This is a genomic window from Paraburkholderia bannensis, from assembly GCF_014200455.1.
Taxonomy (GTDB): domain Bacteria; phylum Pseudomonadota; class Gammaproteobacteria; order Burkholderiales; family Burkholderiaceae; genus Paraburkholderia; species Paraburkholderia bannensis_A.
In genome coordinates, this window is record NZ_JACHBW010000017.1 from 31,508 (window position 1) to 53,941 (window position 22,434).

Below are 22,434 nucleotides of genomic sequence, written 5' to 3' on the forward strand. Positions count from 1 at the left end.
TATGCAGCTTCTAACGATCGGAATCAATCACCACACCGCGCCCGTCGCCTTGCGCGAACGCGTGGCGTTTCCGCTCGAACAGATCAAACCTGCTCTGGCCCTGTTCAAGGAAGCCTGGACCGGCGGCAAGCGCACCCTCATTGCGCCGGAAGCCGCCATCCTCTCCACCTGCAACCGAACCGAGCTTTACTGCGCGACCGACGCGCAAGGTTCGCGCGACTCCGCGGTGGAATGGCTTTCGCACTACCATGGCATCCGCGCCGAAGAACTCGCGCCCCACGTCTACACGCTGCCGCAGTCCGAAGCGGTGCGTCACGCGTTCCGCGTGGCCTCGGGTCTGGACTCGATGGTGCTGGGTGAAACGCAGATCGTCGGCCAGATGAAGACCGCCGTGAAGACGGCGACCGAAGCCGGCGCGCTCGGCACCTATCTGAACCAGTTGTTCCAGCGCACCTTCGCCGTGGCGAAGGAAGTGCGCAGCACCACGGAAATCGGGGCGCAATCGGTGTCGATGGCCGCCGCCGCCGTGCGTCTGGCTCAGCGCATTTTCGACAAGATCGCCAACCAGCGCGTGCTGTTCATTGGCGCGGGCGAAATGATCGAGCTGTGCGCCGCGCACTTCGCCGCGCAGCAGCCGCGCGAACTGGTGGTCGCCAACCGCACCGCCGAGCGCGGCCGCTACGTGGCAGAACGTTTCGGCGGCAAGTCGATTCCGCTTTCCGAATTGCCCGCGCGCATGCACGAGTTCGACATCATCGTCTCGTGCACGGCCTCTACGCTGCCGATCATCGGTCTGGGCGCGGTCGAACGCGCCGTGAAGGCCCGTCGTCACCGTCCGATCTTCATGGTCGACCTCGCGGTGCCACGCGATATCGAAGCCGAAGTCGGCCAGCTCGAGGACGTGTTCCTTTACACCGTCGACGATCTTGGCACCATCGTGCGCGAAGGCAATGCTTCGCGCCAGGCCGCCGTGGCGCAGGCCGAAACCATCATCGAATCGCGCGTGGCGAACTTCATGCAGTGGCTCGACTCGCGCAGCATCGTGCCGGTGATCCGCCATATGCACACGCAGGCCGACGCGCTACGCCGCGCCGAACTCGATCGCGCGCGCAAGATGCTGGCGCGCGGCGACGACCCGTCCGCCGTGCTCGAAGCGCTCTCGCAGGCGCTCACCAACAAGCTGATCCACGGTCCGACGCACGCGCTCAACACCTCAAGCGGCGAAAGCCGCGATTCGCTGATCGAGCTGATGAGCGGTTTTTATCGCCACGGCCAGCCCGCCCAGTCGGGGCAAGCCGCGAAAAGCGGCAAATCCGGCGAAAGCGCCGAAGGCGCTGCGTCGCACGGCAACGAATCATCCAACGCGTCCGGCTCTTCGGACCGTTAGCGGCACTCGCCGCGCCTCACGTCCGCGCTTCGCTTTGGCGCGGACACGCCAGGGTTACCGCCCGCCTTTCCTTCCCGCAGTCCTGACCGGAGTTTCGCTCCGTACCGCCCGATGAAAACGAGCATGCAATCGAAGCTCGACCAGCTGACGACACGCCTGGCCGAGCTGAACGACCTGTTGAGCCGTCCCGATGTGACGTCCAACCGCGACCAGTACCGCAAGCTCACACGCGAGCATGCGGAAATCGGGCCGGTGGTCGAGCACTACGCAAAATGGCGTCAGGCGAAAGACGACGAAGCCGCCGCCAAGGAGCTGCTCAGCGACGCCTCGATGCGCGATTTCGCCGAAGACGAGGTCAAGGCCGCGCGCGAGCGCATGGCGCAACTGCAGCACGAGTTGCAGATGATGCTGCTGCCGAAGGACCCCAACGACGACCGCAACGTGTTCCTCGAAATCCGCGCGGGCGCGGGCGGCGACGAATCGGCGCTGTTCGCGGGCGACCTGCTGCGCATGTATCTGCGCTACGCGGAGCGCAATCGCTGGCAGATCGAAATGATGTCGGCGAGCGAGTCGGACCTGGGCGGCTACAAGGAAGTGATCGTGCGCATCGCGGGCGAAGCGGCGTACTCGAAGCTCAAGTTCGAATCGGGCGGCCACCGGGTGCAGCGCGTGCCCGCCACCGAAACGCAGGGGCGCATCCACACGTCGGCGTGTACGGTCGCGGTGATGCCGGAAGCCGATGAAATCGGCGAAGTCGAGATCAATCCCGCCGATCTGCGCATCGACACCTTCCGCGCCTCGGGCGCGGGCGGCCAGCACATCAACAAGACCGATTCGGCCGTGCGTGTCACGCACATGCCGACCGGCATCGTCGTGGAATGCCAGGACGACCGCTCGCAGCACAAGAACAAGGATCGCGCGCTCAAGGTGCTCGCTGCGCGCATCAAGGACAAGCAGTATCAGGAACAGCACGCCAAGGAAGCGGCCACGCGCAAGAGCCTCGTGGGCTCGGGCGACCGCTCGGAGCGCATTCGCACCTATAACTTCCCGCAAGGGCGTCTGACCGATCACCGCATCAACCTGACGCTCTATCGCCTCGAAGCGATCATGGACGGCGATCTGGGCGAACTGATCGGCGCGCTGCTGTCCGAGCATCAGGCTGAGCAACTGGCGTCGCTTGGCGATGCGGATTGATCCGCGAGCACCGCTGAGATCGTGAACACACCCCAAGAAGTGACTGCCGACGCCCTGCTGCGCGCCTCGCCGCTGCCCGCGCTGGAAACGCGCATCCTGTTGATGCACGTGCTCGGCTGGCGCCGCACCGAACTCATCACGCGCGGCGATCAGGCACTCGACGCGGCGCGGGTCACCGCCTATCGCGCACTCGAAGCGCGCCGCGCGGCGGGCGAGCCGATCGCACAACTGGTGGGCGCGCGCGAGTTCTTCGGCCTCGATTTCGAAGTCACGCCCGACGTGCTGATTCCGCGCCCGGAAACCGAACTGCTGGTGGAAACCGCGCTCGCGGCCATGGCAGGCATCGCGCAGCCGCGCGTGCTCGATCTGGGAACCGGCAGCGGCGCGATCGCGGTGGCGATCGCCTCGGTGCGGCCCGATGCACGGGTCTGGGCGGTCGACCGCTCGCCGGGCGCGCTGGCCGTCGCCGCGCGCAACGCCGCGACGCTGCTCGACGCCGAACGGCCGGGCGGCGCGCTCAGCTTCGTCGAAGGCAGCTGGTACAGCACACTCGACGCCGCACTGCACTTCGATGTGATCGTCAGCAACCCGCCCTATATCGCGAACGGCGACCCGCATCTGGATCAGGGCGACCTGCGCTTCGAGCCGCGCGGCGCACTCACCGACGAAGCCGACGGCCTCACCTGCCTGCGCGCGATCGTCGAAGGCGCGCCCGCGCACCTGGTGGCGGGCGGCGTGCTCTGGATGGAGCACGGTTACGATCAAGCAGCGGCCGTGCGCGCACTGCTCGACGCACGGGGATTCGCCGAAGTCGCCTCGAAGCGGGATCTGGCCGGCATCGAACGCATCAGCGGCGGGCGCTTGCATGGTATTTAGCGGCTGGCAGGCCGCTCGTGCGGCCAGGGCACGCCCGGCCCGCGCGAGCGAAATCCGCTATCATTTCGTTCTGCATCCAACGCAATTCCACGTATTCCGCATCAACCTCATTCAAGCAAGCCAAGGTCAGACATGGACACCCAACAGCGCATCAAGCAGATCGTCGACGAAAATGCCGTCGTCCTCTTCATGAAGGGCACCGCGCAGTTTCCGATGTGCGGTTTCTCCGGCCGCGCCATCCAGATCCTGAAAGCCTGCGGCGTCGATCAGATCAAGACCGTCAACGTCCTGGAAGACGACGAGATCCGCCAGGGCATCAAGGAATTCTCGAACTGGCCGACCATTCCCCAGCTGTACGTGAAGGGTGAATTCATCGGCGGTTCGGACATCATGATGGAGATGTACCAGAACGGCGAACTGCAACAGCTGTTCGCAGCTGCGTAAGCACGCCGGTTCAAGGCTCTCTGTGTCGTCTTATGCGCCGCCCGGCGCCCAGCAACGCCGTCTGATCGTCGCGATCACGGGGGCCACGGGCGCGATCTACGGCGTGCGCATGCTGGAAACGTTGCGCCGCCTGGGCGGCGTCGAGACCCATCTGCTGGTTTCCGCCGCCGGCTGGCTCAACATCCAGCACGAACTGCAGCTCAGCAAGGACGACCTCCACGCGCGCGCCGATGTCGTCCATTCGGTGCGCGACGTGGGCGCGACCATCGCCTCGGGCTCGTTCGCCACCGACGGCATGATCGTCGCGCCCTGCTCGATGAAGACGCTCGCGAGCGTCGCCCACGGTCTTTCCGACAACCTCATCGCCCGCGCTGCCGACGTCACGCTGAAGGAACGTCGCCGTTTGGTGCTGATGGTGCGCGAAACGCCGTTCAACCTCGCGCATCTACGCAACATGACCGCCGTGACTGAAATGGGCGGCGTAATCTTCCCGCCTTTGCCCGCGTTCTACAGCCAGCCTGGCTCGATCGACGAAATGGTCGATCACACGGTGGCGCGCGTGCTCGATCTGTTCGCGCTTGGCCCGGCGCTCGCGCCCGCGTGGCCGGGACTGCGTAGCGCTGGCGAGTAATTCTCGACTGATTCTCCGAAGGCTTATTACGCCCCGCCAATTACCAACATTGGCGACACAATCAATTCTCGCGATGCACGTTTAATTCGCGAGAGTTGAGTCTTATATTGATCGTAATGCGAAACTTTCCGGCCACTCCGTGTGGCTTACGATCATGACCACCCGTACCCCCACGCTTTTCCTGTCGCACGGCGCACCAACGCTGCCGATCGACCCGTCGATGCCACGCGAAGGCTTCACCGCGCTCGCCCAGCATCTGCCCAAGCCAAAGTCGATCCTGATGCTCTCGGCGCACTGGTACACGCAGCGCCCGGCGGTCAGCACGGCGACGCAGCCCGAGACCATCCACGACTTCTACGGCTTTCCGCGCGCACTCTACGAGATCCAGTACCCCGCGCCCGGCGCACCGGAAACCGCGCAGCGCGCGGCGGCGCTGCTGCGCGCCCAGGGCGTGGAAGTCGACGAGGAAGCCCACGGGCTCGACCACGGCGCCTGGGTGCCGATGCTGCTGATGTTTCCGGATGCCGATGTGCCCGTCGCCCAGCTTTCGATCCAGCCGCGCAACGACGCCGCGTATCACTTCGCCGTTGGCCGCGCGCTGCGTGAGCTGCGCGACGAAGGCGTGATGGTGGTCGGTTCGGGCCAGATCACGCACAACCTGCGTCAGGCCGATTTTTCCGCGCGCCCCGAGGATGCCGATCCGCGCGTGGCCGAGTTCACCGACTGGTTCGAGTCGCGCCTGGCCGCGCGCGATATCGACGCCCTGCTTGACTATCGCCGCCAGGCGCCGCACGCGGTCCTGATGCACCCGACCGACGAGCATCTGCTGCCAGTGTTCGCGGCACTCGGCGCTGCCGACGACGACTACACGCTCGGCGTGCAGTCGCTGGGCACTTTTCAGCGCGCGCTGGCGATGACGAACTACGTGTTTGGATCGGCTAGCGTGCAGTAAGGCCGCCGCGCTTAAGTAAAGCGCAGACGCAAAAGCCCGCCTGAATCGCTTCAGGCGGGCTTTTTTTGGATCGATGCGCGTTAAGGCTTAGTGCGCGCCGATGCCTTCGAGCACTTCGTCGTGTTCCTTGCGCTCTTCCAGATACGGCGTGCGGTAACCCGAATTCACGCCCCAGAAGTAGAAGCCCAGCGAGATGATCGCGACGACCAGCATGTCCCAGCCGTAGGGAATCAGGTCGTGACCGCCGAACTGCTTGCTGCCGATCAGCGAGAGCACCGCCATCGTCGGAAGGTAGGCGCACAGCCACCATGCGGCCTTCAGATCCTGGCCCCAACCGCCGAAGCCTTGCTTGGCCTGGAAGTAGAAGTAGACCGGCAGCGCGACAACCATCAGCAGAATGATTTCGCCCGTCAGCGGCCACTTGGCCCAGTACAGGATCATAGATGCGCAGACGAAGGCGAACGGCGCGATGACCTTCATGAACGGCACCGACAGCGGACGTTCGACGTCGGTTGCAGCGCGCTTAAGGGCCATCAGGCTGATCGGGCCCGTGAGGTACGAGATCACGGTTGCCACCGAAATCACCGCTGCCAGCGAGCTCCAGCCGCGGAAGAAGAACATGAAGATGAACGAGATGGCGAGGTTGAACCACATCGCCTGACGCGGCACGCCGTAGAACGGGTGCACGTTGCCGAACATCGCCGGCATCGTGTTGTTGCGCTCCATCGCGTAGATCATGCGCGAGGTCGTTGCCATATAGGTCGTGCCGGTGCCGCTCGGGCTCACGAATGCGTCGACATACAGCAGGATCGCCAGCCAGTTCAGGTTCAGTGCGATCGCGAGTTCCGCGAACGGCGACTTGAAGTTGAACGTATTCCAGCCCTTGGCCACGTCAGCCGGATCGACCGCGCCGATGTACGCCACCTGCAGCAGCACGTAGATCACCAGTGCGCAGACGATCGAGCCGATCACCGCGAACGGGATGCTCTTCGACGGATTGCGCGCTTCGCCCGCGAGGTTGATCGGGCTCTGGAAGCCGTTGAACGCGAACACGATGCCGCTGGTTGCAACTGCCGTGAACACCGCCGACCAGCCGTAAGGCGCGAAGGTGCTCGCTTCACCGAAGTTTTCGTGGTGGAAGCCCGTTGCCATCAGGCCGATGATCGTCAGACCCGGAATGATGAACTTGAAGATCGTGATGGCGCTATTGGCGCGCGCGAACAGCTTCACGCCCCAGTAATTCAGCATGAAATACACGATCACGAGCAGCGCCGACAGGAACAGCCCGGAATGTGTCAATGAGCCATCGACGAACAAGGCGTGTGCCCATGGATAGGGCCAGGTGCTCATGTACTGGATGGAGGCTTCGGCTTCGATGGGAATGACCGAAACGATGGCGATCCAGTTCGCCCATGCGCTGATAAAACCCACCAGCGCGCCATGCGAGTAACGGGCGTAGCGGACCATGCCGCCCGATTCCGGGAACATCGCGCCCAGTTCGGCATAGGTGAGCGCGATGGCCAGAATGACCACTGCACCGATCACCCACGCGATAATCGCAGCGGGACCTGCGATCTTGGCGGCTTTCCATGCGCCGAACAGCCAGCCGGAGCCGATGATCGACCCGAGGCCGGTAAACATCAGCGCGAACGGGCCGATGTTCCGTTGAATAGAACTTTTCACGTCTTCTCCTGTATCAAGAGCAGTTCAACACCGCATGCCCCGTCTGTTGTGCGGGCGGGGTTCCAGCGGTAGTCGCACCTGCGCGCGATAGCGATTGCGCCCGTAGGCGCAACTCATGCGCGGCGCGTAGTTTAACGGTTGCACCGTCAAAAGGCGGCAGAAATCTTCTGCCACTACAAAAAAAACAGCAACTTAGCAAGCTTTGTAAGACTTTGTTGCGACCCTGAAGTAAAAAACTATGGAGTTTCCCTGGGTCCTAGTTGACCTTCCAGACAATAAGCCGTATAAAGTTCGGGCAGGATTTCAAGCGGCGAGTGTGAATAGGTCTTTCGTAGTTCGCCCATCAACGGTACTCCGGTTGGTCCCATACCCCTTCCTTGATTTTCGGCACCTCTTTGTTCATTCATTTTTAGGAAAGTAATATGGAAACCGGTACCGTCAAGTGGTTCAATGACGCTAAGGGCTTTGGCTTCATCACGCCGGACGGCGGCGGCGAAGATCTGTTCGCGCACTTCTCGGAAATCAAGATCGACGGCTTCAAGACGCTGCAAGAGAACCAAAAGGTTCAATTTGAAGTGCGCACGGGCCCGAAGGGCAAGCAAGCTGCCAACATCAAGCCGGTCTAAGTTACCGTCTTTGACTGTCAGGATTTACCTCTGATCCTGGCTGGCAAGCTTACAGAAAAACCCCACTGTTCTATTTGAAAGTGGGGTTTTTTGTCGCCTGCGTATTTTGCGCTGCCCCACTTACCCTGCTTTTGTCTGATATTCAGCCGAACAGCCGCTGTGCATGAATGCCCAGTCCGGTCGCCACGCTGGCGAGGCGATCGCCGAACACGGCCTGCGCTTGCGGAAACGCCTCAGCGAGCGCCTGCGTGAGGAACAGCAGCCCGGTTGAGCCACCCGTGAAATACAGCGCGTTCACCGCACCCGGGGCCACGCCCGCTGCCTGCACGGTGTCGCGCGCAGCCTGCACGATGCGGCGCGTTTCCTCGCGGCCGGCGTCCACCAGTTGCGCATCGTCGAAAGCCAGGCGCAGATCCGTTTCCACCTGTTCCAGATCGATCATCGTTTCGCCGCCTGCCGATACGCCGATCTTCGCCTCTTCCGCGCGCGCCGCCAGCGCGTGACCCAGCCGCCATTCGACCACACGCATCAGGCGGTCGTGCTGCGCCGTGTTCGTGTAGAGATGGCGCATGAGCTTGAGTTCGGCCGCGCGTTTGGGCGTGTAGATCGTGTTGATCAGATGCCAGGTGGCCAGATCGAAATAGACGCGGTTGGGAATTTCGCGGCCTTCCGGATCGAGCGCCTGATAGCCCAGTTCGCGCAGGATCGTTGCCAGCTCCACCCGGCGGTCGAAGTCCGTGCCGGCCACGTGCACGCCGTGGTGTGCGAGCACGTCGTCCTTGCGCTCCAGACGCGCCATGCGCTGCGGCCCGACACGCACAAGCGAAAAGTCCGACGTACCGCCGCCGATGTCGGCCACCAGCACGAGGCCTTCTTCCGTCAGACGCGACTCGTAGTCGAAAGCCGCCGCGATCGGCTCGTACTGGAAGTGAATCTCCTTGAAGCCCACCGAGCGCGCCGCCGCTTCGAGCTGATCTTGCGCGAGCTGGTCGGCGCGCGGATCTTCGTCGACGAAGAACACCGGGCGGCCCAGCACGGCACGCTCGATAGACGCGCCCGAGCAACGCTCGGCGCTGCGCTTCAGGTGTTCAAGGAAAATCGCGATGATTTCCGTATAACGCATCGCGCTACCGTCGCCGAGATCCGTGGTGCTTTCCGCCAGCGGCGAACCGAGGATGCTCTTCATCGAGCGCATCAAACGCCCATCGAAGCCGTCGATATAAGCGGCGAGCGCCGCGCGGCCGAACTCGCGCGTGTGTTCATCGGTATTGAAGAACACCGAAGTGGGCAGCGTGGTGTGGGCGCCTTCCACCGGCGCGAGGCGCATGGCATCGCCGGCTGCGGCGCCTGCCAGCGCCACGGCCGAATTGGAAGTACCGAAGTCGATCGCGCAAAACGGGGTCATGGCAATGACGCACGGCACGAGGCGCGCGCGATGAGGAAAGGCTGGGAGGACGGGCTTTGTATCACGAAAGCGCGGCGCTGGGCAACCGCAAGCCCTTGATTCGCCCCTGGAAAGTGAAACGCGCGACCGGAGCCGCGCGCGCATGTTTTAGAGACTTGATGCTGTGCTGGAGAACCGCTTAGCCCTTGAACGGCTGCTTCCAGGCGTTCGCGAAGGCGATGTCGCCCACGGCCGAGCGCGTACGCTCCGCCTTTTCCCGGTCGCGCAGCACCGGTTCGAGCTTTTCCGTTTCGCCGTAATGGCCGATCGAAATGATCGCGAGCGGTTCCACGTCGTTCGGCAAGGCGAACTCCTTGCGGAATGCGTTCACGTCGAAGCCGCTCATCTGGTGCGCGGCCAGACCCAGCGCATGCGCCTGCAGCACCAGCGACATGGCCGCCGCGCCCGCGTCGTACTGCGCCGTGCGGTTGACTTCGCCCTTTGCGTTGAGCGTCTGCGCCGTCACCGCGATCAGGATCGGCGCAGGCGCGTTCCACTGCTGGTTAAACGGCACGAGCGTCCCGAAGGCGCGTTTGAACGCGGCTTCGTCGGCGCTGCGGTCGAACACGATAAAGCGCCACGGCTGCAGGTTGTATCCCGACGGCGCCCAGCGCGCGGCCTCGATCACCGCATGCAGGTCTTCGTGCGACACCGGCTCGTTCGAGTAGGCGCGCGGGCTCCAGCGGCCAGCGATCAGTTCGTGGATGGGCACGGCTGTCGGTGCGGGTTTGTGCTTCGTCATGCCTTGTCTGTCCTTGAGGATAGCGGGCGCTCGCCCGGGGCCATCAGCATACCCGCGCTGCACAAAACGCGCTCAGACATCGAATCGCATGCTGCAGCCGCCCTGCTCCGCGCGCCGCATCCATCAGGCCGCCTGCACGCCGACCTCACGCGAGCGGCGATTGATGCGCAGCACCAGGAACGAAGCTACCAGACACAGACCGCCCGAGATCATCGATGCCACCGTGTAGGTGCCCAGACTCGAACGCAGCAGCCCCGCGCCGAACGCCGCGAACGCCGCGCCGAGCTGATGACCCGCCACCACCCAGCCGAAGATGATCGGTGCGCGCTCCTTGCCGAATACGTCGGTAGCCAGACGCACCGTCGGCGGCACGGTCGCGATCCAGTCGAGCCCGTAGAACACCGCGAAAATCGGCAAGCCGAAGAAGTCGATGCCGAAGGCGTGCGGCAAATAGATCAGCGAGAGCCCGCGCAGCCCGTAATACCAGAACAGCAGCACGCGGCTGTTGAAGCGATCGGAGAGCCAGCCCGATAGTGTCGTGCCGAACAGGTCGAAGACGCCCATGGTCGCCAGCAGCGACGCGCCCTGCACTTCCGTCATGCCGTAGTCGCCGCACATGGCGATCAGGTGCGTGCCCACATAGCCGTTGGTGCTCGCGCCGCAGATGAAAAAGCTGAAGAACAATAGCCAGAAGTCGCGCGTGCGGCTGGCCTGCGCGAGCGCGCCAAAAGCCAGCGTGAGCGGATTCTGCTGCGGCGCGGGCGGCACGATGGGCGCGTCGTGCGCCTCGCCGAACGGGCGCAGCGCGACGTTGGCAGGGCGCTCCGGCAACAGCAAGGCGACCAGCGGCAGCACCACCGCAGCGGCAATCGCCACCACCAGCACGACCAGTTGCCAGCCGTGCTTTTCAGCGATAGCCGCGAGGAACGGCAGGAACACGAGCTGGCCGGTGGCCGAGCTTGCGGTGAGAATGCCCATCGCGAGGCCGCGATGCGTGGTGAACCAGCGCGTAACAATGGTGGCCGAAAGCGACAACGCCGCGACGCCCGTGGCACCGCCCACCATCACGCCCCAGATCAGGATCATCTGCCACGGATGCGTCATCAGCGCGGAGAGCGCCACGCCCGCCGCCATCGTGCCAAGCGCCGTGAGCAGCGTAGGCCGCACGCCGAAACGCTGCATCGCGGCCGCCGCGAACGGTCCCATCAACCCGTAGAGCGCAATGTTGACCGAGATCGCCAGCGAGATCGTCGCGCGGCTCCAGCCGAACTGATGTTCGAGCGGCACCATCATCACGCTCGGCGTCGCGCGCGTGCCCGCCGCCGCCAGCAACACCAGAAACACCACCGCCACGACGAGCCATCCATAGTGGAAACGCCCGCCAACCCACCTCGCTGCCCAGTTCATCCACGCTCCTTGCTGATGTTGTACCGGGCGCTCGATCCGCTGCTTCTGCCCGCCGGTCTGCTTGTCTCTGCTTGTCTTTTCCCTGCGTCTGCGCCAACCGCGGATTGTTACCGATCGGTCACAAGTGTGTTGCGATAGTAGTGACCGCTCGGTAACATGTCAAGCGTAACCCCGATGACGAGATGCCCGCCATGTCCAAGCGCCCCGAAACTTCCGCCTGCGCCGCCCCGCGCACCCAGACGGCCGGCCCGCGCGCGCAGGAGCAGCTGCTGCGCGCCGCCGACGAGCTGTTCTATCAGGAGGGCGTGCGCGCGGTGGGCGTGGATGCCGTAGTCGAGCGCGCGGGGGTGAACAAGATGAGCCTGTACCGGCAATTCTCGTCCAAGGACGATCTGGTGGTGGCGTATTTGAAGCGTTGCGACGTGCGCTTCTTCGAGCGTTTCGAGGCGAGCGTCGTCAAGCACCCGGGCGATGCCGCGCGGCAACTGCTGCAATGTTTCGAGGATCTGGCGCGGCGGGCGTCCGCGCCGGACTATCGCGGCTGCCCGTTCGTGAACGTCGCAGCCGAGTTTTCCGACGCAACCCATCCCGCGCGCCAAAGCGTGAGCGAGAACAAGACGCGGCTGATGGCACGGCTGACCGAACTCGCGCACCTGGCCAACGCGCGCGACCCCGCGGCGCTTGCGGATGAACTGGCCTTGCTGATCGAAGGCGTATACGCCGCCAGCCAGACTTATGGCCCGGGCTGCGGGCCGATTCTCGCCGCACCGCGCATGGCGAGGCTTTTGATCGAGACGGCATGCGGCAAGCGGGTCGATATCGACGCGCCAGGCCGCGAGTAAAATCGCGGCCATGAACGACACCGCTTCCTCTGCTTCTGGCGCTACGCCAGACCACGCCGACATCATCGACGCCACGCGCCACTGGCTCACGCGCGCCGTGATCGGCCTGAATCTTTGCCCATTCGCAAAGAGCGTTCACGTGAAGGGACAGATCCGCTATGCAATCAGCGAAGCGACCGATCTGGAAGGCGTCCTGAGCGATCTCGAAACCGAACTGCGCACGCTCGCGCAGACCGACCCCGCCGAAGTCGACACCACGCTGCTGATCCTGCCGCACGCGCTCGCCGACTTTCTCGACTACAACGACGCGCTGCATTTCGCGGATCTGCTGCTCGGCCAGTTGCGCCTGGACGGCACGCTGCAGATCGCGAGCTTTCACCCGCACTATCAGTTCGAAGACACCGCGCCCAACGATATCGAGAACTACACGAATCGCGCGCCCTACCCGATCCTGCATCTGCTGCGCGAAGACAGCATCGAGCGCGCCGTGGACGCCTTCCCGGACGCCGCCGACATCTACGAACGCAATATGGAAACGCTGCGACGCCTGGGCCTGGACGGCTGGCGCGAATGGATGGCCAGGCGCGGCGAAGATTAAGCGCGCACTTCGCGCCACTTCGCGCCGGGTCAGAGCCAGGGCGCTTTAACTCTCGCTGGCCTCGGCGGCCGCCTCGCCTGCATCGGCGAAGAAGCGCTCGCGCAGTTCGGCAAGCCCGAAGGTATCGAGAATTTCGTTGAGCCGTTCGGTCGGACGGCGGCGCGGCAAAGCCTTGTACTGGGCGATGATCAGCTCGTTTTTCATCGAGTGCTCCCAGCCCACCAGCTCGGTCACGCTCACCTGGTAGCCGTGCGCCTCCAGTTGCAGGCAGCGCAGCACATTGGTGATCTGGCTGCCGAATTCGCGCGTATGCAGCGGATGGCGCCAGATTTCCGTGAGCGCCTGCCCCAGCGACTTGCCCTTGTTGCGCCGCAACACCCCCGCCACTTCCGCCTGACAGCACGGCACCACCACGATGTAGCGCGCCTGCTTTTTGAGCGCGAAGTGCAGCGCATCGTCGGTGGCCGTATCGCATGCGTGCAAGGCCGTGACGATATCGACCGTCGGCGGCAGTTCTGTCGAGGTGGTCGAATCGGCCACCGACAGATTCAGGAACGACATCCCGCCAAAACCCAACCGCTGTGCGAGTTCGCGAGAGCGCACAACCAGCTCGTCGCGCGTCTCAATGCCGAAGATATGCGACTTGTCGCGCAGTTCCTTGAAAAAGAGATCGTAGAGAATAAAACCAAGGTAGGACTTGCCCGCACCATGATCGACGAGCGTCACGTCGCGGCCATCCTCCTTGAGATCTTTGAGCAGCGGCTCGATGAACTGGAACAGGTGATAGACCTGTTTCAGCTTGCGTCGGCTATCCTGGTTCATCTTCCCGTCACGGGTGAGGATATGGAGCTCCTTCAGAAGCTCGATCGACTGGTTCGGACGGATTTCGTAAGTCTTGCTGGACATCGGGGCGGCTTTAAAAAAGAGGCATCTCTTGTGGCGCTACGTGCGGTAGGCGACGGAACGACGCGAATATATCTGTCATTTTACGAAAAAAGCAGGAAGAGGCCGCCAGCCCGAGCGGCTCATTCATACGGTTGGAGCATCCGGCACGCTGACCCACGTCCGGATGGCAGGGAGGGGTTGATTAAAAAAGACACTGCACGGCGCGATTTGCGTCATGCCGATGTCCAGAAAGGACCGTTTTTGGGGCGCGACACGCCGGCAAAGCACCGGCAATGCGCGCATGGGAGATCGCTGACGGATTTGCCGACAGCGATAAATCAGGTACGACGCAGAAACCGTTGCGCGAGACGCACGGCGCTGCGCGACCGTGCATGGGGCATGCAATGAATACGAAACCCGACGGTAACGCTGAGCAAAAATTCCAGGAAATGCTGGCCCGACTCGTAGAGGTGCCCGAGTGGACCGAAAAACAGCAACTGGAGCTGGAGATGGCACGCGACATCTCGGTCGAGATGCTGCGGCTGGCCGAAGATATGCGCGATGGCGCTTCAGATCTGGAGGCCTGCCTGATCCTGCTGAAATACGCCAAGGTGCTTGATTTCGTGATGTCCGCTCTGGCCGCGCGCCGGGACATCAAGCCGCAAACGCTGCGGGTAATCTTCAAGCTCGCAGGGCTGCGCGTCGACGAGGCCTATCCCGGCTAGAAACGGCTGAAGCCGGCCGAAGTCGGCCGAAGTCGGCTGAAGTCGTCTATTGCGCGCAGCCGATCCGAGGCCGGCCCGCGCGCTGATCGACATTCCTGTCTACGCCGCCGTTTAGAACCGGCGGCGTTTCGCTTTTCTGCAACGGGATTGACGACACTTCAATTCCCTGAACTGTGCCCCCAATTACTCCCCACGGACCTTGAGGCGCCACAAGGAGGTGACTTCGGCCGCGCGCGCCTGGTGCAGCGGATCGGAAGGATCGCTCGCCTTTGGATGGCGCGGACGAATATCCTCTCGCCCGGCGACTTCCAGTCCTGCCTGCTCGATCATCTCCACCAAGGCTTCGCGCGTGCGCAGACCCAGATGTTCGGCGAAATCGGACAGGATCAGCCAGCCTTCGCCGCCTGGCTCCAGATGGTCCTTGAGCCCGGCGAGGAAGCCGCGCAGCATGCGGCTGTCCGGGTCGAACACCGCGTATTCGATTGGCGACGCGGGCCGCGCGGGCACCCACGGCGGGTTACAGACGACCAGTGGCGCGCGTCCGGGCGGGAACAGATCGGCCTCCATCACCGTAACCTGCTTGCCAAAGCCAAGCTGATCGAGGTTCTCGCGCGCGCAAGCCAGCGCACGCGCGTCCTGATCGGTGGCGACGATCTGCTTGACGCCACGCCCGGCCAGCACGGCAGCGATCACGCCCGTCCCGGTACCGATGTCGAACGCCTTCTCCACCGAAGGCAAAGGCGCGCGGGCGATCAGATCGAGATACTCCCCGCGCACCGGCGAGAACACGCCGTAGTACGGATGCACGTGCGCGCCGCCGAGCGCCGGAATCGCCACGCCCTTCTTGCGCCATTCGTGCGCACCGATCAGCCCCAGCACCTCGCGCAGTGACACGACAGACGGTTCGCCGTCCGGCGGGCCCCACGCCTCTTCGCACGCGAGCTTGACGTCGGGGGCGCGGCGCAGCGCGATAGAATAGTCGCCTTCGAGCGGCAGCAGCACCATCCCGAGCGTGCGCGCGCGTTGCGACTGCGCCTGGCGATGCAGATGGAAGGCTTCGAGCGGCGTGGCCGGCGCCGCGTTCGGTCCTTTCGGCGCGCCCTTGCGCGGCTTGCGTTCGGCGCGGCGCGACATGGCCAGCAGCAACTGGCGCGCATTCTGAAAGTCGCCGCGCCACAGCAGCGCGGTGCCTTCGCACGCGAGACGGTAGGCGTCGTCGGCCGTGGTGCGGTCGTCGGCAATGACGACGCGCTTCGGTGCGGGTGTGCCCGCCTCCGAACGCCAGCGCACGGTGCGGGGGCCGTCGGTGTCAGGCCAGCTCAAGGTGGGAAAGTCGGTCATAAGTCCTGGATGCTTGATGCTGCTTGATACTGCTGAATGCTGCTTGATGCTTGACGGCTCGCCATGGCGGCGCGCCTCTGATGCGGCGCCATCTTATAGCAGAGACGGGTCCTGTGTTCGGCGGCACAGCCGGCGAGAGGTCTGTCTCGCCAGCGTCCCGACATGATCGCGCGGCGGCGCCCGGGCGTCGACTCGGCCGGACGGCCTAAGCCGATTGGCCTATGCCATCCCAGTAAAATGACCGCCAATCCGCGCATCGGCGCTACAAAACAGAATATGTCAGAGACGAATCCGACGACTCGCCAGTTACCCGCGCGCAAGCAAAGCGTACGCCGCATCGGCACGGCCCAAGCGGGGCTCGACGCGGACTTCTACGCGGGACTGCTGCGCATCGTCGGCGTACAGGAACAGGTCGAGCGCGGCAAGGTTGTGGTCGTGCGGTGCGCGCCATGCGAGAGACGGCGCGACGCCCTGATCGAACGTGCGATTGCGCATGTCGAAGCTCACAGCGCTCAAGCGCCAGAAGCGGTATTTCATGCGGCATTGCAGCTTTGCATTGCGTGGATCGGGCGCAGGGTGCTGCTCAAACTGCAGCAGGCGCGCTTGCGAGAGCTGGATGAGCGCGGCGCGAACCATCAGGCCGCCACGTACGGCAAATTCAGCGCACAGGCATCGGCGCTGTTTCCATTTCCCGCTCTCGCCTCGTTTGACGCCGCCCTTGCACAAGATCCGATCGGCGAGCTTGCCGGGTTTTTCGACGCCTTCGAGTTCACCGGCGAAACCGCTGCCCTTGGCCTGATTTTCGAGCGACTCAACGGCTATCGCGATGGCGCGTGGTACACGCCGCAGAGCGTGGCACGTCTGCTCGCGGACGAGGCGATTACGCGCGCCGTGCTCGGACGCTTCAACACGCTGAAACACTGGCAATGCACGACGCTCGATCAGCTATCCGAACGAATCGACGACCTGGCCGAAGCGCGCACGATACTCGCTGGCTTGCGCATCTGCGATCCGGCCGTGGGCACGGGACACCTGCTGGTGTGCGCGCTGGACTCGCTGATCGCAATCAAGGCGAAACTCGGCCTGCTTGCGCAAGTCGATCAAGATAATGACGCCGCGCTCTATCGTGAAAAGCGCGCCATCATCGAACAGAATCTCTTCGGCGTGGATATCGACGCAAATGCGCTCGGTCTCGCGCGCCTGCGTCTCGCGTTCGAACTGCTCGCTCACGCCGGATACGACGACGAAGGCCGATTCGACGCGTTGCCGGATCTTGCCGCCAATCTCAAGCAAGGCAATGCGGTGTTGGCCTGCATCCACGCGGAACCCCAGACGCGCGACGACTTCGTGTGGCACGACGAATTCCCATCGGTGTGCGATGCGCAAAGACGCTTCGCGGGCTTCGACGCCATCGTTGCGAACCCGCCGTATATCGACTCCGAACGCATGATCAACGAAGGCCAGAAGCCGCTGCGTGAAGCGCTCGCGCAACGTTGGCCGAGCGCGCGCGGTAACTGGGATCTCTATATTCCGTTCATGGAACTGGGCCTCGCCCTGCTCGCGCCGCATGGCGCGATGGCCTGTCTCACGCCGGACAAATGGCTTGCACGGCCCTTCGGCGCCGCGTTTCGCGCACGCCATCTGAGCAGAATCGAACGCATCGTCACACTGGGCCGCGACGTGTTCGAGCGCGCGCTGGTCGACTCGATCGTCACGGTTTATCGGCAGGCGGGTACACCGACGATCGAAACCGTGCGGCTGGACGAAACCTCGCTCACGCCGCTGGCAATCGTCGACAAACGCAAACTCGAAGCGCCCTTTACGCTCGACGCCCTGCTCTCTCCACACCATGCCTTCGTGGAGCGGCTCGCGCGCGCGCACCCGACGCTCGGCTCGCTGCTGCGCTGTGAAAACGCCTGCGCGACCGCGGATGCGTATCGCCTCGCCCCGTTGATCGACGAGGCGCGCGAGTGCTTCGATGCCGCCAGGCACTACCGCGTCGTGAACACCGGCACGCTCGGCCGTTACGTCTCCCGCTGGGCCAGCAAGCCAATGACGTATCTAGGGCGTCACTACACGCGGCCCATCGTCGAGCGTGAGCGCTTCGAGGCCGCCTTCACGAATGGTTATCGCGCGAAAACCGCCGCGAAAAAGGTGATCGTCAAAGGCCTCACGCATCTGCACGCGACACTCGACCTTGCGGGCGACACGCTGCCCGGCAAGACGACGCTGATCCTGCGCAGTGACGACGACGACCTGCTGAAGTTCGCCGCCGCGGTGCTCAACTGCCCGCTTGCTGGCTTCGTCACGCGTGCGCGCTTTGGCGCGTCGAGCTACAACGGCGGCGTGGCCTTCACGAAGGCGATGATCGATGTGCTGCCGGTGCCGCGAGACGCGAGCATCCGCGCAGGCATTGCCCGCAAGGTCGACGAGCTACTGAGCGTGATGCAGATTGGCGCGCAAGCGCAGGGCGAAGCGTTGGCCCGCGAGATCGACCGCGTGCTTTACGAAGCGTACGGCCTGAAGGAAAGCGATATCGCGCTGATCGAAGCTGGGCGCGAACGCAAAAAGAAAAAAGGGTTACAGCTTTAAGGCTGTAACCCTTTCTCGACTATTTTGGTGCCGGCTGCAGGACTCAAATATCAGACATAAGCCAATGAATTTAAAAAATAAAATAAAAACCGCCGAGCCGTGATGCCAACAAAAATACCAACACGTCAATTGGCTTTCCTCGCACTGACTCGGACGACGTAGGACTCTACAGCTGTCGAGGCACAAGCCAAAAGATGACACGCGGGCTCCGTCAGACAGACTCAACCACAGGCTTCAGACTCTCACGCAGCGCGACGAGCGGTCCCTGGAGACGCGCGACGGCTTCTGTGAACAGTGCTTTGGATAGGCTGGCTCTCTTTTCTCTAAGCCTCACGGTGTGAAAATCACCCACCTCTACGCCGTCAGGCAAGCGCTCCGCCGCCAAAAGAACTTGGTGGTCGACGCCGCAGCCTTGCCGAGAACTTCGCAGACCGTCTTCATCGGTCGTCCCCCGGCAGCAAGGGCGAGCGCGCAATCAGGCTTTTTGAACGGCCCCATTCCACGGCTTCTTTCAGAATTTCGACCTCCAGCGTCTTCTTCCCGAGTAGCCGTTGCAGTTCCTTGATTTCCTTGATGGCGGCGGCCAGCTCTGATGCCGGCACAACGGTTTCGCCTGCCTTCACCGCCGCCAGACTGCCTTGCTGGTATTGCTTGCGCCAGCCGAACACCTGGTTGGCGTTGACGCCGTGCCGACGCGCCACAGCTGAGACCGATGCTACACCAATCGAGGGCAGCAAAGCTGCCAAAGGCTATGTTTTGAGGCCGCCTGAAGGTAGAGACGAGATGAGTGTGCAGCCGCATTCGCACGCGTCACCATGTTGTGCTATCTCCCGCCCATTATCACGTGCTTGTGATGTTGCCTGAGCAATGTGATTATCGCCATGCTTGGGGCAAGATACCGGATCCCCGATGCGCGCAGCCGCCTTCCCCATAAAAAAACAGGTCATTGACCCGCCAAGCACCTCGCCGTTCGAGCTGGTGCGATCTCCGATGCGTATGATTCCCGGCATGATTTAACGTGAAAATGGGCGACGCCCGACAACGCTCACGAGGCAACGCCGCCGAAGATTGTCCTCTTCAGTCGGCAAACACCGCTTCAGTGAACTCCATAGCTGTGCCGTTGACGGAGAACTTGTACTGAATGGCGTTGTTCCCATGCATTGGTCGCGTCGAAAACGACACGCTCGCGCCACCGGTCGAGAACGTTGCTGGAACCTGATCGCTGCCGATCTTGCCGGAGATGATAGCCGCCGAATAGGGCGACAGTGCAGGCGGCAGACTCAGATTCTTGACCAGCTCGCGCATGCCGGCATTTTGCGCAGACGCATCCACAAGCTTCGCCTCGTAAATATACTTCCAGCCCATGATGGATTTGAGGTGAGCCGCAATATCGTCGTCCCACGGATATTTCTTGAGCAGATCGGCAAGCGTGATCGACGCATTCTTGCTGACCTTGATGCAGCAAAGCACGCTGTTCTGTTTACCCGCATCTGTCAATGCGCTGAACACCGTGTCGTCGGCAAGCTTACGATCGACCAGCACCACGTCGTGACGTACGGCATTCTGGCCGTCTTGTCCGTCTCCCACGGGAAGTTGTTCCCATACGCCGACGACTGGCGCCTGCTGCGCCTGCGCGATGCTGCAAGCGAGTCCCACAAAGATCGATGCTGCGACTTTTTTCATAATGTTCCTGATTCAATGCCCCGTGTCCGACCAGTGCATGTTTTCATGGGGATAATAAATCACACCATAATCGTGCCCCACCTGCTTGAGATCGGCGAACGAATCCAGCTGCACTTGCGTGCCTGAAGCGTCCCTGATGCGTTTGCCCACATAACCGGCGATGTTAAGATCAACTGCTGCGCCATAGTTGTGCCGCGATCGCCCCGGGCGCCCCACAGCCTGCGTCGCCGAATGAATATTGATACCGTAACCACGACACATTGCCTTGGCAGCGTCGATGGATTGCTGGAGATTCATACTGCCGTCGGCATTGCGATGGACCCAATCAATATTAACACCCGCCCATGACGGTACCCGGTCCGGCCGCTCGCGGCCCTTGGCTATTTCAAACGCGTGATACATCAGATACGAACGTTGAATCGGTCGAAGTGCGGCGTTGATCCTGACCGAAATGTGTGCATCGCGCATGGCATTAATGAACGCACTGGCCTTCGCCTTGAACGAGTCGTTGAGCGAACCAAGCTCCCCGCTGCCGGGGAAGCGGCTACACCATACCGCGCCACTGGGTTCGAGGTTAGGCGAACTGACCACAGTCTGCGGATGACCATTGGGCGCATGTTGATGCACCACACCGGCGGCTGGCGTGACACCAGTTGTTGCCGCCATCGAGGCTGGATGCGATGATGCGCCGCCCGGTGATGCACTGGACCCGCCCGCTTCGGGGTGCGACGCGGCAGGTTGTGGCGCCGAAACCGGATATGCTTGAGACACCGCAGACGCACTTGCAACTGCACTTGAGGTTCCTGCTGAAACAGAAGCCGCATGCGGCGTCGCCACAATGTTGCTGGCGCCTGCGGCGGATTGCACCTGCGCGCCGCCCCCCGGTTTGGCAGCCGACATGCGTACCATTTGCGCGGTGTCGTCATGCGCTGGGATTTTGAGATGCTGGCGTGCGTAAATGTGATTGGCGTCTTTCAGTCCATTCAGCGCGACGATCGCATCAACCGTCGTGCCATAGCGGCCCGCGATCGCGCTCAATGTCTCTCCAGATTGCACGATATGCACACGCGGTCGTGAGGACGCATCCTTCGCGTGCAGGCGAGGCCGTGTTGACACGAGAAAATAAGGCGCGTTGAAGGTGAACGCATTGGCCCCCGATGTCATGGAGATCTGTCCCACGCTTTCGTCCGAATCTTCGCGTTTATACGCGAGATTGATATCTTGCCCCAAGAGACCGCTATACAGCCACGGCAGGCCGCCGTTCTCGTCGGTCTTGACATCGAGGCTCGCGTTGCTGCCCTTGATCTGAAGGGTTTGCCCCACAAAAGGCTGGCTGAGCTTGTCGAGAACCTGAACCTGCACAGGCTTGCCGAGATACCTTATGACGCCCGGTACCCAGCCCTCCTTCTGCTCCATTGCCGCCGACACGGCCCTGAACTTGTCGTCAGGCAGCGCGCCGACGAGATCTGTGGAAGAAACGCCCGCCTTCTTCGTAACGAAGTTGATATAGCCTTCCGTATCATTCTCGGAGGGCGGCGCATACGCTGTGATCATGCCGCGAATTGTGCTATCACCGTAGACGCTCTTGAGCAGCTTCTGGTGTGCTTCCTGCCCCGCAGCTCGATCGGGAAAAATGATGAACTGCGCCTTCGAATTGCTGGTTCGCTGCGCATAGCCGATCGCCGATTTCATGACGTAACCTCCCGGCTTGGTCAGATTTCCAGGATTGGTGGTGCGCCAGGCAAACGACCCGCCAATGTAAAGTGTTTCGTTGCCTTCCTCATCGAAATAGTGAACGGTCCGCTTTTCACGATCATAGGTTGCTCGAACAAACATGGCTCACCTTCACTTCGAAAAGTACGCTTTATTCAAGGCGTCACCGGCATCCATCCACTCGGACTTGCTGCTGATGGTTCGCTCCAGCTTGAAACGGGCTACGTCGAGACTGCCATTGAAGCGGTAAACCTTGAACATGACCGGCGCGGGCTTGAGGTAGAGATCGGGAAACTTGTCGCCCGTCTTGGCTGCGACAACCGCGTAAAGCTTGCCGTTGGACCGGTACATGGAAACCGCCTGCACGGTGGAATCCGCGGACTCCACCGTGCGCAGCTCTGTCGTGGTACCGTTGCTGTCTTCCAGCGGAATCTGCAGCCATGTGCCTCCCTGTTTCTCCGGCATCACATAGCTCGTGTACGTCTCGTAGCTGTGAGCAGTCAGCGTACCAACGTAGCCCTTGATGACTCTCACAGTCACTCCGTCGAGCGCAATGTCATTGGGGCCATCGACCAGCTTCACTTCGGCGCTCACATTCACATCTTGAGCGTCGGCAACACGCGCCGCGCAGAGGCAAAATGCCAGGCACACAATCGCAATGTACTTCAT

Annotated in this window: 20 protein-coding genes and 2 pseudogenes; 11 read left to right on the forward strand and 11 right to left on the reverse strand. The window is 62.7% G+C overall.

Going from position 1 to position 22,434, the window contains the following annotated elements; translation table 11 throughout:
• Position 1: 1 nt before the first annotated feature.
• The 6 genes and pseudogenes from hemA to F4827_RS25720 all read left to right on the forward strand — a co-directional run.
• Positions 2-1,270 (forward strand): annotated as a pseudogene (gene hemA / locus F4827_RS25695) (glutamyl-tRNA reductase); the annotation flags it as partial.
• 228 nt (positions 1,271-1,498) lie between these two features.
• Positions 1,499-2,581 carry a peptide chain release factor 1 gene (gene prfA, locus F4827_RS25700; RefSeq protein ID WP_183728683.1) on the forward strand — a complete coding sequence of 361 codons (1,083 nt, stop codon included), beginning with the start codon at positions 1,499-1,501 and terminating at the stop codon, positions 2,579-2,581.
• Between the two features lie 21 nt (positions 2,582-2,602).
• Positions 2,603-3,457: a peptide chain release factor N(5)-glutamine methyltransferase gene (gene prmC, locus F4827_RS25705; RefSeq protein ID WP_311674421.1), complete on the forward strand. Its 855-nt coding sequence runs from the start codon at positions 2,603-2,605 to the stop codon at positions 3,455-3,457.
• A gap of 132 nt (positions 3,458-3,589) precedes the next feature.
• The gene (gene grxD, locus F4827_RS25710; RefSeq protein WP_183728686.1) at positions 3,590-3,901 is read left to right on the forward strand and encodes a Grx4 family monothiol glutaredoxin; all 312 of its coding nucleotides are present in this window, start codon (positions 3,590-3,592) and stop codon (positions 3,899-3,901) included.
• 22 nt (positions 3,902-3,923) lie between these two features.
• Positions 3,924-4,532, forward strand: coding sequence for a UbiX family flavin prenyltransferase (locus F4827_RS25715; protein WP_183728689.1), 609 nt, complete (start codon positions 3,924-3,926; stop codon positions 4,530-4,532).
• Between the two features lie 154 nt (positions 4,533-4,686).
• Entirely contained in the window at positions 4,687-5,484 is a 798-nt protein-coding gene (locus F4827_RS25720; RefSeq protein ID WP_183728692.1) for a class III extradiol ring-cleavage dioxygenase, read from the forward strand.
• Positions 5,485-5,571: 87 nt separating this feature from the next.
• Here F4827_RS25720 and F4827_RS25725 read toward each other — a convergent pair whose 3' ends face one another.
• On the reverse strand, positions 5,572-7,167 hold the full coding sequence (locus F4827_RS25725) for an APC family permease (RefSeq protein WP_183728695.1): 1,596 nt from the start codon (positions 7,165-7,167) through the stop codon (positions 5,572-5,574).
• Between the two features lie 422 nt (positions 7,168-7,589).
• Here F4827_RS25725 and F4827_RS25730 point away from each other — a divergent pair, with 422 nt between their 5' ends.
• Entirely contained in the window at positions 7,590-7,793 is a 204-nt protein-coding gene (locus F4827_RS25730; protein WP_027819263.1) for a cold-shock protein, read from the forward strand.
• A gap of 142 nt (positions 7,794-7,935) precedes the next feature.
• On the opposite strand, the gene F4827_RS25735 is transcribed toward F4827_RS25730, so the two are convergent.
• From F4827_RS25735 to F4827_RS25745, 3 genes are all read right to left on the reverse strand, one after another.
• On the reverse strand, positions 7,936-9,198 hold the full coding sequence (locus tag F4827_RS25735; RefSeq protein WP_183728697.1) for an Hsp70 family protein: 1,263 nt from the start codon (positions 9,196-9,198) through the stop codon (positions 7,936-7,938).
• Positions 9,199-9,376: 178 nt separating this feature from the next.
• On the reverse strand, positions 9,377-9,979 hold the full coding sequence (locus tag F4827_RS25740) for a nitroreductase family protein (protein ID WP_183728700.1): 603 nt from the start codon (positions 9,977-9,979) through the stop codon (positions 9,377-9,379).
• Positions 9,980-10,102: 123 nt separating this feature from the next.
• On the reverse strand, positions 10,103-11,386 hold the full coding sequence (locus F4827_RS25745; RefSeq protein WP_183728703.1) for an MFS transporter: 1,284 nt from the start codon (positions 11,384-11,386) through the stop codon (positions 10,103-10,105).
• A 191-nt stretch (positions 11,387-11,577) separates the two neighbouring features.
• Between F4827_RS25745 and F4827_RS25750 the strand changes: the two genes are divergently transcribed.
• Together F4827_RS25750 and F4827_RS25755 are read left to right on the forward strand one after the other, a co-directional pair.
• Positions 11,578-12,228, forward strand: a complete 651-nt coding sequence (locus F4827_RS25750; protein WP_183728706.1) for a TetR/AcrR family transcriptional regulator — start codon at positions 11,578-11,580, stop codon at positions 12,226-12,228.
• A gap of 10 nt (positions 12,229-12,238) precedes the next feature.
• Positions 12,239-12,826: a DUF1415 domain-containing protein gene (locus F4827_RS25755; RefSeq protein ID WP_183728710.1), complete on the forward strand. Its 588-nt coding sequence runs from the start codon at positions 12,239-12,241 to the stop codon at positions 12,824-12,826.
• A gap of 45 nt (positions 12,827-12,871) precedes the next feature.
• Here the strand turns inward: F4827_RS25755 and F4827_RS25760 are convergent, their stop codons facing one another.
• On the reverse strand, positions 12,872-13,732 hold the full coding sequence (locus F4827_RS25760; protein ID WP_183728713.1) for an SAM-dependent methyltransferase: 861 nt from the start codon (positions 13,730-13,732) through the stop codon (positions 12,872-12,874).
• A 383-nt stretch (positions 13,733-14,115) separates the two neighbouring features.
• Between F4827_RS25760 and F4827_RS25765 the strand changes: the two genes are divergently transcribed.
• A complete protein-coding gene (locus tag F4827_RS25765) occupies positions 14,116-14,436 on the forward strand; it encodes a DNA-binding protein (protein WP_167065911.1) in 321 nt (106 codons plus the stop codon).
• 183 nt (positions 14,437-14,619) lie between these two features.
• On the opposite strand, the gene F4827_RS25770 is transcribed toward F4827_RS25765, so the two are convergent.
• Positions 14,620-15,777 carry a class I SAM-dependent methyltransferase gene (locus F4827_RS25770; protein WP_183728716.1) on the reverse strand — a complete coding sequence of 386 codons (1,158 nt, stop codon included), beginning with the start codon at positions 15,775-15,777 and terminating at the stop codon, positions 14,620-14,622.
• A gap of 276 nt (positions 15,778-16,053) precedes the next feature.
• Here F4827_RS25770 and F4827_RS25775 point away from each other — a divergent pair, with 276 nt between their 5' ends.
• Entirely contained in the window at positions 16,054-18,369 is a 2,316-nt protein-coding gene (locus F4827_RS25775) for an Eco57I restriction-modification methylase domain-containing protein (protein ID WP_183728719.1), read from the forward strand.
• 399 nt (positions 18,370-18,768) lie between these two features.
• On the opposite strand, the pseudogene F4827_RS25780 reads toward F4827_RS25775, so the two are convergent.
• The 5 genes and pseudogenes from F4827_RS25780 to F4827_RS25800 all read right to left on the reverse strand — a co-directional run.
• Positions 18,769-19,082: pseudogene (locus tag F4827_RS25780) on the reverse strand (transposase); the annotation flags it as partial.
• Positions 19,083-19,118: 36 nt separating this feature from the next.
• Positions 19,119-19,379 (reverse strand): PAAR domain-containing protein, encoded by a 261-nt coding sequence (locus F4827_RS25785; RefSeq protein ID WP_183728722.1) that lies wholly within the window; start codon positions 19,377-19,379, stop codon positions 19,119-19,121.
• Between the two features lie 67 nt (positions 19,380-19,446).
• Positions 19,447-20,052: a hypothetical protein gene (locus F4827_RS25790; protein WP_183728725.1), complete on the reverse strand. Its 606-nt coding sequence runs from the start codon at positions 20,050-20,052 to the stop codon at positions 19,447-19,449.
• A gap of 12 nt (positions 20,053-20,064) precedes the next feature.
• Positions 20,065-21,888 (reverse strand): LysM peptidoglycan-binding domain-containing protein, encoded by a 1,824-nt coding sequence (locus tag F4827_RS25795; RefSeq protein WP_183728727.1) that lies wholly within the window; start codon positions 21,886-21,888, stop codon positions 20,065-20,067.
• Between the two features lie 9 nt (positions 21,889-21,897).
• On the reverse strand, positions 21,898-22,434 hold the full coding sequence (locus tag F4827_RS25800) for a hypothetical protein (protein ID WP_183728730.1): 537 nt from the start codon (positions 22,432-22,434) through the stop codon (positions 21,898-21,900).